This is a genomic window from Natronorubrum halophilum (assembly GCF_003670115.1).
In the GTDB taxonomy this organism is placed as follows: Archaea; Halobacteriota; Halobacteria; order Halobacteriales; family Natrialbaceae; genus Natronorubrum; species Natronorubrum halophilum.
This window is the reverse complement of the sequence record NZ_QQTY01000002.1, coordinates 759,901-771,827: the sequence shown is the minus strand read 5'-3', so window position 1 is coordinate 771,827 and position 11,927 is coordinate 759,901. Positions and strand designations below refer to the sequence as shown.

Genomic DNA, 11,927 nt, shown 5'->3' with positions numbered 1-11,927 from the left:
AAATATTATGGCATATTTTACCGTGATCTGTGTTACCACAATGACCCACTGCTCGACCCGGGGGCTCTTGGACCTCCTCGCCGAGCGCGGGCCAACCGAAGTGACGTCGCTGGCGGCGGCGCTCGAGGCGCATCCGGTGACCGTCACCAAGCAGTGCTGTGAGCTCCAGTCCGACGGTCACGTTCGACAGATTGCCGGTGGCGTCTACACTATCACGGACACCGGAGAGGCCTATCTCGTGACGCTCACGGAGTAGCAGTTTCGCCGCACCGACGGCCGTTACTCCGCCGGTTTGCGCCGCCGTTCTCGCTCGATCGTCGTCACGTAGATTCCCGCGAGGACGACGAGCCCGCCGACTACCGTTACCGCGTCGGGAACCTCCGCGAGCAAGACGAGCGCGAGTATCGTCGCGCCGACGGGTTCGCCCAGCCACGCGACGCTGACAACGACCGACTCGAGGTGTTTGAGCACCCAGTTGACGACGGTGTGTCCGAAGACGCCGGGGCCGACGGCCATGGCGAAAAAGAGCAGCCACTCGCGGGCCGGATACGCGACGTAGTCGTGGTCCTGTACGCCGACGAGCACGCACAGCGTCAGGGCACAGGCGGTGTAGACGACGGTAACGTAGGGGAACAGGGAAACGCGCTGGCGGACCGATCGACCGGTGAGCACGTAGCCCGCGACGGTGATCGCGCCGAGCAGCGCGAGCGAGTTGCCGTACAGCGTCGCATCGGGGAGGGGTGCCGTCCCGGCACCGCCGAGGGACATCACGGCGGCACCGCCAATCGCGACGGCGATGCCGAGCACCGTCTCGCGGCTAATCCGTTCGCCGAGCAGGAGCCCAGCGCCGAGCGCCACGAAAACGGGCTGGCCCTGGACGATGGTGACGCTCGCCGCGACGCTCGTGTAATTCAAGCTCTCGAACCACGCCGCGAAGTGAATCGCGAGCGCGACCCCGGCGACGGCGGCGAAGCCGAGATCGCGCCGCGAGAGCCGCGCGAACTCCTCGCGATGCCACAGGAAGGCGACGGGGGCGACCATCGCCGTGGTAAACAACACCCGATAGAAGGCGGCGACCGAACTCGGAGCCGTGCTCCAGCGGACCAAAACGGCGCTGGTGCTCGCCGCGAACACCGCAAACGCGAGCGCGACGGTCGGCGCCACCTCGAGATCGGACACGCGTACGTCGGTGTGAATACCGCGATCACGCAAACCGATTCCGAAACGGTCCGCCCGACCGGTCGCAACTCGTGGGTCTCACGGGCCATCGACGAGACGACAGGGGAACGCCGGACCGCCGACGATATAGGCTCGAGAACACGATACTCGACACATGGACGAGGAGACGGTCGGGATCGCGTACGTCCTCGCGTCGGCTGCGGGGTTCGGTACCCTGGGCGTCTTCGGTATCGTCGCGAACGACGTCGGACTGTCGATCCCGACCGTACTCGCGTTCCGATTCGGTTTCGCCTCGATTACTCTCTGGCTCCTCCTCGCCGTTCGAGGGCGAGCCCGGATTCTCACCGGCCGAACGCTCGGCTGGGCGATCGTCCTCGGCGTCGCCGGCTACGGCTCCATGAGCGGCTTCTACTTCTGGGGGCTCGAGTATCTGACCGCGGGACTGGTCGCCATCGTTCTCTACACGTATCCGGCGATAATCATCACCGTCACCGCCGTCACGAATCCCCGGCGGGTCGATCGAAGACTCCTCGCCGCGCTCTGTCTGTCGCTCGGGGGCGTGGCCCTGATCGTCGGCGCGGATCCGAGCGGCGTCGACCCCCGGGGCGTCCTCCTCGTCCTCGTCGCCGCCGTGAGCTACGCGGGGTACATGATGGGAAGCGAGCGCGTTCTCGAGTCGGTCGGTTCGCAGTTGCTTTCGGCGCACGTCCTGCCGGCGGCCGGAATCTCGTTCCTCGGAATCGGCCTCGCAATGGGGACGTTCGCAGTTCCGTCGGCGACCGAGACGACGGCCTGGGGCTTGTTGGCCGCGCTGGCGCTGCTCTCGACCGCAGCGCCGATCCTCCTGCTGTACGCCGGATTGCGACGGATCGGCTCGAGCAAAGCGGGTATCGCGAGTACGATCGAACCGGCCGTGGCCGTCGTCTTCGGCGCCGTGGCGCTCGGCGAACAGGTGACGGCGACGACGGTCGTCGGCGGTGGACTGATCGTCGCCGGCGTTCTCGCGATCCGCCGGTGAAAACGAACGGAGAGCGGTCGACGGCTCCGACCGAGGCCGATTAGATGCGGTTTTCGCGGTATATCGACGCGGTCTCGCGATCGACGTCGTCCAGACCGATGATGTCGTCTTCCGTGAGCGCTTCTGCCTCCCACTCGTCGAGGTACGCGACGGCGTCGTCGTAGTTGCCGAACACGCGCGGATTGATCTTCATCGGATCGTCAGCGGCGTCCGCGTCGGTGATCAGTACGAAGTGCGCCTCGCTGGCATCGAGGAGGGTGTCCGTCTCGAACTCGGTCGTCCAGGCCCCGACGATCTCCGAGCCGGACGACGTCGCGACGGTGTAGGCGAACAGGCAGCCGGGTGTATCGAAAACCGCGCCCTCGCCGTTTTCGTGGGCGAGTTGACTCCGCCACTGGGGGTAGTCGATCGGTTTCATATTACAGACCGCACAGTGGTGGCTCTCGTCGAACTCGATCGGTTCGTCGCCCGGGTGCTGGTCGACGTTCGGCGCGTAGGACTGACTCGTGTCCGCGCCGTCGGTCTCACCCCCGGTATCGTCGCTCCCGAGCCCCCCAATGCCATCGCCGATGCAACCCGAGAGACCGATCGCCGCTCCCGTGCCGAGCAGACCCAGAAGCCGCCGTCGGGCGATGGGGGGATCATCGTGTTCGCTCATACGTAGAGCTACCGAACCGACCACCAAAACGAGCGTGGTTCGATCGTTGAACGAGCGGCCGATCGTCTCCGAACGAACCGGTTTTGCGGTACTCACTCGAGGCGCGCCTTCGTCGCCCGATGACGCGGCCGAAACATGGTCTCGAAACCGAATTGCGAGACCGCGGACACGACGCTGTTGATCCCGCCGATCTCGTCGACACCACCGAGCGGAAGGTCGTACTCGACGCGGTCCCGGAGCAGCGTCCGATCGCCGTCGGCGTAAAAGGCGTGCGTGTGCTCCCAGCGATCGAACGGCCCGCGGACCATCTCGTCGCGGAAGTACGCGCTCCCGTCACCGCGCTCACGCTCCGTGATCAGCGACGTCCAGTACTGTCGCGGCCCCGCGTCGAACGGCCGCATCGACAGCGAGATTTCGGACCCGGCCTCGAGTCGCTCCGGATCCGGCTCTCCGTCCGGTCCGATCACCGACTCGACACGAAGCCCCATCCACTCGGGCGTCACCGCCTCGAGCGCCTCGATCCCCGAGTGAAATTGCCAGACGTCCTCGAGCGGTGCGTCGATCGTCGTCTGACGGTCGTACGATGGCATCGCGTCGCCCTACGCTGGCCGGGGTGAAAACGGGATAGCCATACAGTGTGTGGTCGAGACTGTCGAACGGGCTGACTACTTCAGCCGTTCCTGCAGGAAAGAGGGGTGAGCCGCGGTGACGCCGTCGATTTCGAGCAAGTTCTCGGAGATGATCTCGCCGAGCGCATCGCCGTCTTCGGCGCGAACTTCGGCCATCAGCATGTGATCGCCGCTCGAACTGTAGAGAGCCTCGATCTCCGCTAAATCCTTGAGCGCCTTCGTCGCCTCGACGTAGCGCTCGCTCGCGACGTCGAGTCCGACCAGCGCGATGGTCTTACTCGAGAGCTTCTTGGGATCGATGTCGGCCGAGTAGCCGACGATCACGCCGTCCTCCTCGAGTTGGTTGATGTACTTTCGCACCGTCGGTTTCGAAACGCTTGCCCGGTCGGCGATCTCGGCGTAGGACGCCTGGGCATCCTCCTCGAGAACCTCGAGGATGCGATCTTCCGTCGCCTGTGTACTCATACTACTCTGTTTTGCTCCGACGGAAAAATATCTTTTGTATATGAAAACGACCGGTAACCCGACGGAAGCGTCGGTGTTCGAGGGGTAACTCTCTCGAATTCGGATACCTATCATCGAACTGCCGACCGGTGTTCGGCGCGGGTCTCGTTCGGCCGCTGGACCGTCGGACTTATTCGCCCGCTGATCCCAGTTTCAGCGAACGACATGGTCGACCCGAACATCATCAGCGGGGCCGTCTGGTTGGTCTGCGGAATCGCAATTGTGGGCCTCGGCTACCTCATCGGTATCCGCGGGCGGGCCGACCTCCACGCCGACTACGACGAGTCGGTCGATCCGGCTTACGTCTCCCGGTGGGCCGGCGGAACGGCCTTGTTCATGGGGGTTCTCGTCGTCGCCTACGCGGTTCGGGAGATGATCTACGGCTTCCAGCCCGTCGCGCTCGGCGGGTTGATCGTCACCTTGCTCGTTCTGAGCTACCTCACGAAACTGTTCGCACGGGGCGTGGGCTACCGCGGCGAGTACGATCAGTAGGGCCGTCACCGAAACCCGTTCCCCCGGCGCGCCACAGTCTCGGAGACGATCGTTCTCCTCTCGGTCCAGCCCGTGTGTCACTCGCGACCGATGACATAATATGCGTCGGCTCCCGATTCATCGACTATGGTCTCCAGCGACGCCGGCCGCGTCCCCGTCTGCTTCCTGGTGGTTTCCGTACTCGCACTCCTGACTGCCGGCTGTGTCGCACTCCCCGACGAGGGCGTCTCACAGGCCCATCTCGAGGAGCGACTCGACGAGACGAACGCGCCCGACGAACTCGCCGCGACGGTCGAAGTTCGCGAAACGATCGACGGTGAAACGTCCACGCACACGGAAACCGTCTGGCTGCGCGCCGACGGCAGCAGTCGGATCGAGACGGGTGACATGGTCATCGTCAACGACGGCACCGAACGCTACTTCCACGATCTCGAGAACGACTCGGTGCGCAGTTTCGAGATCGATCCGGACGCGAAATCCCTCCTCGAGGGGCTCTACGGGCAACCCGAGAAGTACGTCGAGGCGTACGACGTGACGTCCATCGAGGAGACGACGATCGACGGTCGAGACGTCTACCGCGTCGCGCTCGATCCCCCGGGGAACGAGACGATCGAGCGCTCGATTAGCGTTCGGGTCGGGGATACGGAGTACGTGCTTGCGCTCGAGACGGCCGAGGGAGAACCCTACGAACGAAGCGCCGACCGGGTCGAACTCTGGCTCGATCAGGAGACGATGTTCCCGGTCAAACACGCGATCGCCGGCGACGGTATCGAACTTGAGACGACCTACTGGAACCTCTCGATCGACGCGGGACTCGAGGAGGACCTGTTCGAACCGCCGGAGACGTCGACCGATGAGAACGAAAGCGATGGCGACGAAAACGCCTCCGAGTTCTCGTTCCCGTCGATCGAACAGTACGACACGATCGACGAGGCCGATGCGACCGTTCCGTTCGCGGTCGCCGAACCGGCGGCTGAAGCGCTCCCCGACGCCGTCGAACTCGACGGCGTCACCGAATACGAGTTCCCCGACGAAAATCGAACGCAGGTGTCGCTGTCCTACCGAAACGGGGACCAAAGCCCGGTTACGGTCACCACGAGCGACGGACCGCGTCTGTTCGCGACCACCGGGGAGTCGGTCACCGTCGGCGACGTATCGGGAGCGATCGAGCGTACTGACGAGGGAACGGAACTCCAATGGTCGTGCGACGGCGTGTACTACTCGGTTTTCGCCGATGCGTCGTACGAGCGCGGGACGGCCGTTTCAGTCGGTGAGTCGCTCGAAACGAACTGTTGAATCCCGCGTCCAGAATCGTACTCGCGTCCGGATCGCTCGCGCCGGCGACCGGCCGAAAACGAGCGGTGATCGGACTCACGTCTCCCGTTGCTCTCCGTTCGTCCCAAAAAAAATCGAACGCCGAACCGCGTCTCGATATCGGCCGTCGCGTTCAGGTGTGGCGCTCGAGCAGGTCGTAGCTGCGCTCCCACTCGGCGTCGTCGTCGAAGTACCGCTCCGCGAGCGGTTCGTCGGGCATCTCGCCGACGGCGGTCTTCTCTTGCTGGTAGGACGGTCGGTCGTCGTCGACGTAGTACCGACCGGTGAGGACGGTTCCGTCCTTGAGCACGTCCTCGGTCTCGTGCATCATCTCGGCGGCTTCGCGCCGGTCGTGGATGTCGAAGTCGTAATCGTCGGACTCCTGGACGTCGATGTAGGGCACGTACTGACGGGCGTCCTTGTTCCACGTCGGACACTGCGTCAGGAAGTCGACGTGGGCGAAGCCGTCGTGTTCGATGGCCTCCGCGATGATCTCCTTTGCCTGGTTCGGGTTGACGGCGGCCGTCCGAGCGACGTAGCTCGCGCCGGCGTTCAGCGACATCGACAGCGGTCGCAGCGGCGTCTTCGCGCTGCCCGAGGGCTGCGTCTTGGACTTGTGACCCTTCGGACTCGTCGGCGAGGTCTGTCCCTTCGTCAGGCCGAAAATCTCGTTGTTGAAGACGATGTACGTGATGTCGTGGTTCTCCCGGGCCGTGTGGATCCAGTGGTTGCCACCGATCCCGTAGCCGTCGCCGTCACCGCCCGCGGCGATGACCTCGAGTTCCGGGTTCGCGAGCTTCGCGGCACGAGCGACGGGCAGCGAGCGCCCGTGGATCGTGTGGAAGCCGTACGTGTCCAGGTAGCTGTTCAGCTTGCCGGAACAGCCGATCCCGGTCACCGTCAGCACTTCTTCAGGCGTCCTGCCGACTTCGGGGAGGGCCTGTTTCAGCGATTTCAGGACCCCGAAGTCGCCACAGCCCGGACACCAGGTCGGCTGCGGTTCGACACCGGGCGTGAACTCGTCCCGGTCGATCTCTCGTTCTTCACCGATTGCGTTGAATGCACTCATGATTAATCACCTGCAGCAGGTTCGATTCGGACCTGCGCGGTCGGTTCGCGGTCATCCTCGGCGAGGTTGACCTCGTATCCTTCGACGACCTCTGCGGGTTCGAACGGGTTGCCGTTGTACTTGAGCAGGCTCGTGAGTTTCTCGCCGAAGCGACCCAGTTCCTTCTGGATCAGGCCGCGGAACTGTGCGGTGGCGTTCATCTCGACGACCATCGCTTCGTCGACGCTCTCGATGAACTCGGTCACCTCTTGCTCGGGGAACGGCATCATGTCCGAGACGGTGATTCCCTTGACGGAGTGACCATCGTCGTTCAGGCGTTCGACGGCCTCTGCGACGGCGCCGTGACTCGAACCCCACGTGATAATCCCGTAGTCGGCCGTTTCGTCGCCGAAGTAGGTCTGGTTCGAGGGATGTTCTTCGTCGAGTTCCTCGCGGATGGACTCGAGTTTCTCGACCCGCCGCGTCATCTGGGCGACGCGGTTGTCGGGATCCTCTTCGATGTGTCCGACCGGACTGTGTTCGTTGCCGGTCGCGAGGTACCGTCCGCCCTTCTGGCCGGGAAGCGACCGCGGGGCGACGTTGTTCTCGGCGTCCTCGTAGTTGAAGCGTTTGAACTTGCCGCTCACGTCGTGGGCGGCTTCCTTCAGTTCCTCCTCGGTCAGCGTCGATCCGAGTCCCGGTTCCGGTTCGCGGTCGAAGAACTCGACGTCGACGTTCTTGTTCTCGCCGGAGAGCTTCTGGTCGTAGATGATGATCGTCGGGATCTGGTACTCCCAGGCGATGTCGAACGCCAGGCGGGTCTGCTCGTAGGCCTCCTCGATGTTCCCCGGCGCGAAGACGACCCGCGAGGAGTCGCCCTGGCTCGTGTAGAGAACGAACTCGAGGTCAGCCTGTTCCGGTTTGGTCGGCAGTCCGGTCGAGGGACCGGCGCGCATCGACTCGACGAGGACCAGCGGCGTCTCGGTCATCTCGGCGAGTCCGAGCGGTTCGCTCATCAGCGCGAAGCCACCGCCGGAGGAGCCGGACATGGCTTTGACACCGGCGTGGCTCGCACCGACGGCCAGCGCGGCGGCGGCGATCTCGTCCTCGACCTGTTCGGAGATACCGCCCATCTCCGGGAAGTTCTGGGTGAGGATGGTGAACACGTCCGTCCACGGCGTCATCGGGTAGCCCGCGATGAATCGGCAGCCACCGTCGATCGCGCCGTAGGCGATCGCGTTCGAACCCGACAGGAGCGCCTGTTCGGTCTCGTGCTCGCCGGTCGGGACACGAAGGTCGTGTTCGAACTCGTACTCCTCGTTGACGGTCTCGTAGGCCTCGTGGAGAATCTCGAGGTTCGCCTCGAGAATGTCGTCGGACATCGCATCGGACATCAGGTTCTCGATGTGCTCGAGATCCATGTCCAACAGCGCTGCGGTGACGCCGACGCCGGCCGTGTTCCGCATGACCTCGCGGCCGTGTTCCTTGGCGAGACCGCGGAGGTCCATCGGGAAGACGTGCCAGTCGTTCTCCTCGGCACGCTCCTCGAGGTTGATCGCTTCGACGTCCTCCTCGCTGATGAGGCCCTCGTCGTACACGATGATTCCTCCTTCTCGCAGTTCGTCTAAGTTCTCCGAGAGTGGCTTGATCTCTTCGTTGCCGTAATAGGCCTCTTCCTGCGGGTTGCGGGCGAAGGAGTCGCCCAGTGAAAGCAGGAAGTTGTAGCCATCCCCTCGTGACTGTACCTCGTCGGCTGCGGCCCGAATTTCGACGTACGTGTGGCCACCGCGGATCCGCGACGGATAGTGGCGGTGAGTGAATACGTCGAGCCCCGAGCGCATCAGCGCTTTCGCGAAGTTCTGGCTCGTCGAGTCGATTCCGTCACCGGAACCGCCTGCGATTCGCCAGATAAGTTCGTCGTCGCTCATAGTAGATCAGTGGCCAGTTGGCCAACCGTACCGGAATTTTGTCCCACTTACCCTAAAGCCTTTGCTATACATTAACATAGATCTATCGTGAAGAATGAACGACCGTGAAATTCGTAGGTAAAGCCGAGCGACATTGTGGAACGATAATGTTATTTGGAGTTTGAAACGTACGAATTCGGTGAGGACACGAGCGAGGGGACGCTTTATATAATCAGATATTGAGTCACTATATCATGGGATATATTGTCAGGATGCCGAAGCTGGGTCTGGAGATGGAGCGCGGAGAACTCCTCGAGTGGCACGTCGACGAGGGAGACGCGGTTTCGGAGGGCGAGACCGTCGTCGAAGTGGAATCCGAGAAGAGTGTGGCCGACGTCGACGCCCGCGAAAATGGGGTCCTTCACCGCGTGTATCTCGAAGCGGGCGGTACGGTTCCGCCGGGAACCCCCATCGGTATCATCGCGCCGGCCGACGAGGACATTAGCGACCTCGAGGGGGAAGCGACGGCCGATCTCGAGGAACAGGAGGCCGAACCCGAAACGAAGCCACAGAAGTCGGCCGCTGAGCCCGCACAAGCGAGTTCGTCGACGGCCGAGACGGACGGTTCGACGGAATCGAGCCGAACCGGCGACGGCGGGAAGATCAGCGCGTCGCCTCGAGCGCGGGAGCGAGCCGACGAACTGGACGTCGACCTTACGACCGTCGAGGGGACGGGCTATCAGGGAGCGATCAGCGAAGACGATGTCGAAGCGGCGGCCGACTCGGGCGGTTCCGAGGAAGGGTCTGCGGACGACGTACGGGCCTCACCGCGGGCGATACAACGGGCCGACGAACTGGGCGTCGACCTCGCGACCGTCGACGGAACGGGCTATCAGGGGGCTATCGGCGCAGCAGACGTCGAAGCTGCGGCGGAACGATCCGACGCCGTCGGATCCGGCGGCGACGCCAGAACGCTCCGCGAGGAGCGCCCGTTCGACGGCATGCGCCGAACGATCGCCTCGAGGTTGGGTGAGAGCTACCGCGAGGCCGTCCACGTCACCGTCTCCCGCGAGGGCGACGCGGAAGAACTGCTCGCCGCCGCCGAGGCCGCGGATGAGGCCCTCGAGGCGGACGTCTCCATTCAGGACGTGCTCTTGCTCGCGGTGTCGGCGGCGCTCACGGAGCACCCCGCGTTCAATGCGACGTTCGAAGACGACGTCCACCAACTGTGGGAAGATCACAACGTCGGGGTCGCCGTCGACATCGAACAGGGGCTCATCGCGCCGGTGCTCGAGGACGTCGGCGGCTCGTCGCTGACGGAAATCGCGAAGAATCGGCGAGAACTCGTCGAGCGGGCGACCAGCGGCGAGTACACGATGGGCGATCTATCCGGTGGGACGTTCACCGTGACGAACCTCGGCGTGTTCGGCGTGGAGTCGTTCGATCCCGTCATCAACCCGCCGCAGGTCGCCATCCTCGGCGTCGGCGCGATCGCGGAACGACCCGTCCGCGGGGAGAACGACGCCCCGACGTGGCGACGTCACCTCCCGTTCGACCTCTCGTTCGACCACCGAGTGGTCGACGGGGCCGACGCCGCGCGCTTTCTCGAGTCGCTCGTTTCGCACGTCGAGGACCCGTGGTCGCTGCTCCCGGACGAAGTACCCCGCTCGGCGAGCGACGCCGGCGACGCGACGGCGACGGAAACGGAGATGCCGGGCCGACGCGTCACGGCGCACAACCCCGACGGAATGGGCGGTCGCGTCGAAGCGGGGTCGTTCGAGTGGCGATACGACGAGCCCGAGGAGGCTGGGGGCGCGGAAACCGGGCCGACGCCGGTCGACGTCTTCCTCGGCTCGCTCGCGTCGTGTCTCTCCTTGAGCATCCGCTATCAGGCGGAAAAGCGCGACGTCGCGATCGGAGCGATCGACGTCACGGCGGAAGGAGCGCCCGACCGCGGTTCCGTCGAACACATCGAACCGACGGTCCGTCTCGAGACCGACGCCGACGACGAGACGATCGACCGCATCGTCACGATCGGCGAACGCGGCTGTCACGTCTCGCAACTGCTCCGCGAGGACCTCGAGTTGGATCTCTCCTGGGAGCGCGTCTGAGGGAGGTTCTACTCGGCGTTCTCTCGGTCCTCCTCGATCGGCATCCGATCTGCCTCGAGCGCACCGGCTCGCGCGCCCGCCTCGAGCGTCGCGTCCACGTCGACGAGCCGCGGACCGTCGGGAACGGGCGCGAACTCGACCGCCGCGTCTGTCAGCTCGAGTTCTCGTTCGCCGTCAGCCCCGACGACGCCGTCCGGGATCTCGAAGCGGACGGGCTCGTTCCACTCGAGGCGTTCTACGGCCTCGATACCGACGGTCGCGGTCACGCCCGGTGCGAGTACCGCCCGAACCGTTCGAGAGGCGTCCGCCGGGTCGGTGAGCCGGAGGCCGATCCCGCCGGGTTCGTCGGGTTCCACCGGTTCGATGGAGCCAGCGATGGCTGCGAGGCCGATGTCTCCAGGGTGCGCGCGCGAAACGACGCCTCCCCGCAGGTCGCTCGCATCGAGGAGCGCGCGCGTTCCGACGAACGACTGCGAGGAAACCTCGAGCGTCGCGAGCCCGGTCAGTTCGCGCTCGCCGGCGGGCGTCTCCGCCCGCGCCTCGACCAGCCCGTGACGCGAGGTCGCCTCGTCCGGGGAGACGACACCGCTCGCGATCAGCCCCGCCGCGACGCCGGCGACGGTGCCGTCGACCGGCGTGGGAACGACGTTGTTCGTTCCGGTCGAGACCGACACGATCGGCACGTCGCCGATCTCGAGGGAGACGTCTCTGGTCGTGCCGTCGCCGCCGAGAACGATCGCAACGTCGACGGCGTCCGCTCCGTCCCGGAACCGGGCCGCCGCCGTACGGGTGTCGGCTGCAGAGCTCTCGACCGGCATCTCGAGCGCGCTCGCATCGACTTCCGGCGGTGATTCGGTGATGGCGTGGCGGGCGATACCCGCTCGATCCGGCATGAACGCGGCCTCCGCGCGGTCGACCGCGACGGTCAGCCCCTCCAAGACGCACTCGGCGACCCGCCGTTTCGCGTAGTTGTCCACGACGCTCGCGCCGCCGGTAAGTCGGCGGATGTCGCGGCCCGCGGCGGGATTCGCGATCACGCCGACGCGTGGGCGTGTCACTGCTCGATT

12 protein-coding genes are annotated in these 11,927 nt (G+C 64.9%); 5 read left to right on the top strand and 7 right to left on the bottom strand.

Translation table 11 applies throughout. From position 1 onward, the window contains the following. Positions 1 to 40: 40 nt before the first annotated feature. Positions 41 to 256, top strand: coding sequence for a helix-turn-helix domain-containing protein (locus DWB23_RS09880; RefSeq protein ID WP_121742634.1), 216 nt, complete (start codon positions 41 to 43; stop codon positions 254 to 256). A gap of 23 nt (positions 257 to 279) precedes the next feature. On the opposite strand, the gene DWB23_RS09875 is transcribed toward DWB23_RS09880, so the two are convergent. Then, the gene (locus tag DWB23_RS09875; RefSeq protein WP_238717383.1) at positions 280 to 1,179 is read right to left on the bottom strand and encodes a DMT family transporter; all 900 of its coding nucleotides are present in this window, start codon (positions 1,177 to 1,179) and stop codon (positions 280 to 282) included. 154 nt (positions 1,180 to 1,333) lie between these two features. Between DWB23_RS09875 and DWB23_RS09870 the strand changes: the two genes are divergently transcribed. Further along, positions 1,334 to 2,197 (top strand): DMT family transporter, encoded by an 864-nt coding sequence (locus DWB23_RS09870; RefSeq protein WP_121742633.1) that lies wholly within the window; start codon positions 1,334 to 1,336, stop codon positions 2,195 to 2,197. Between the two features lie 40 nt (positions 2,198 to 2,237). On the opposite strand, the gene DWB23_RS09865 is transcribed toward DWB23_RS09870, so the two are convergent. The 3 genes from DWB23_RS09865 to lrpA1 all read right to left on the bottom strand — a co-directional run bounded on the left by DWB23_RS09865 (position 2,238) and on the right by lrpA1 (position 3,949). Then, positions 2,238 to 2,855, bottom strand: a complete 618-nt coding sequence (locus DWB23_RS09865; RefSeq protein WP_121743070.1) for a nitrous oxide reductase accessory protein NosL — start codon at positions 2,853 to 2,855, stop codon at positions 2,238 to 2,240. Between the two features lie 92 nt (positions 2,856 to 2,947). Next, positions 2,948 to 3,445 carry an SRPBCC family protein gene (locus DWB23_RS09860; RefSeq protein WP_121742632.1) on the bottom strand — a complete coding sequence of 166 codons (498 nt, stop codon included), beginning with the start codon at positions 3,443 to 3,445 and terminating at the stop codon, positions 2,948 to 2,950. Positions 3,446 to 3,520: 75 nt separating this feature from the next. Next, positions 3,521 to 3,949 (bottom strand): HTH-type transcriptional regulator LrpA1, encoded by a 429-nt coding sequence (gene lrpA1 / locus DWB23_RS09855; protein ID WP_121742631.1) that lies wholly within the window; start codon positions 3,947 to 3,949, stop codon positions 3,521 to 3,523. 204 nt (positions 3,950 to 4,153) lie between these two features. Between lrpA1 and DWB23_RS09850 the strand changes: the two genes are divergently transcribed. Both DWB23_RS09850 and DWB23_RS09845 read left to right on the top strand, forming a co-directional pair. Beyond that, complete coding sequence (locus DWB23_RS09850) at positions 4,154 to 4,480, top strand: hypothetical protein (RefSeq protein WP_121742630.1); 327 nt, start codon at positions 4,154 to 4,156, stop codon at positions 4,478 to 4,480. 126 nt (positions 4,481 to 4,606) lie between these two features. Next, positions 4,607 to 5,776, top strand: a complete 1,170-nt coding sequence (locus DWB23_RS09845; RefSeq protein WP_121742629.1) for a LolA family protein — start codon at positions 4,607 to 4,609, stop codon at positions 5,774 to 5,776. A gap of 151 nt (positions 5,777 to 5,927) precedes the next feature. Here DWB23_RS09845 and DWB23_RS09840 read toward each other — a convergent pair whose 3' ends face one another. Next, the gene (locus DWB23_RS09840) at positions 5,928 to 6,863 is read right to left on the bottom strand and encodes a thiamine pyrophosphate-dependent enzyme (RefSeq protein WP_121742628.1); all 936 of its coding nucleotides are present in this window, start codon (positions 6,861 to 6,863) and stop codon (positions 5,928 to 5,930) included. 2 nt (positions 6,864 to 6,865) lie between these two features. Further along, on the bottom strand, positions 6,866 to 8,770 hold the full coding sequence (locus tag DWB23_RS09835; protein WP_121742627.1) for a 2-oxoacid:acceptor oxidoreductase subunit alpha: 1,905 nt from the start codon (positions 8,768 to 8,770) through the stop codon (positions 6,866 to 6,868). 233 nt (positions 8,771 to 9,003) lie between these two features. On the opposite strand from DWB23_RS09835, the gene DWB23_RS09830 reads away from it, so the two are divergent. Further along, a complete protein-coding gene (locus DWB23_RS09830) occupies positions 9,004 to 10,860 on the top strand; it encodes a 2-oxo acid dehydrogenase subunit E2 (RefSeq protein ID WP_121742626.1) in 1,857 nt (618 codons plus the stop codon). Between the two features lie 8 nt (positions 10,861 to 10,868). On the opposite strand, the gene DWB23_RS09825 is transcribed toward DWB23_RS09830, so the two are convergent. Further along, positions 10,869 to 11,918 (bottom strand): NAD(+)/NADH kinase, encoded by a 1,050-nt coding sequence (locus DWB23_RS09825; RefSeq protein WP_121742625.1) that lies wholly within the window; start codon positions 11,916 to 11,918, stop codon positions 10,869 to 10,871. Between the last annotated feature and the right edge of the window lie 9 nt (positions 11,919 to 11,927).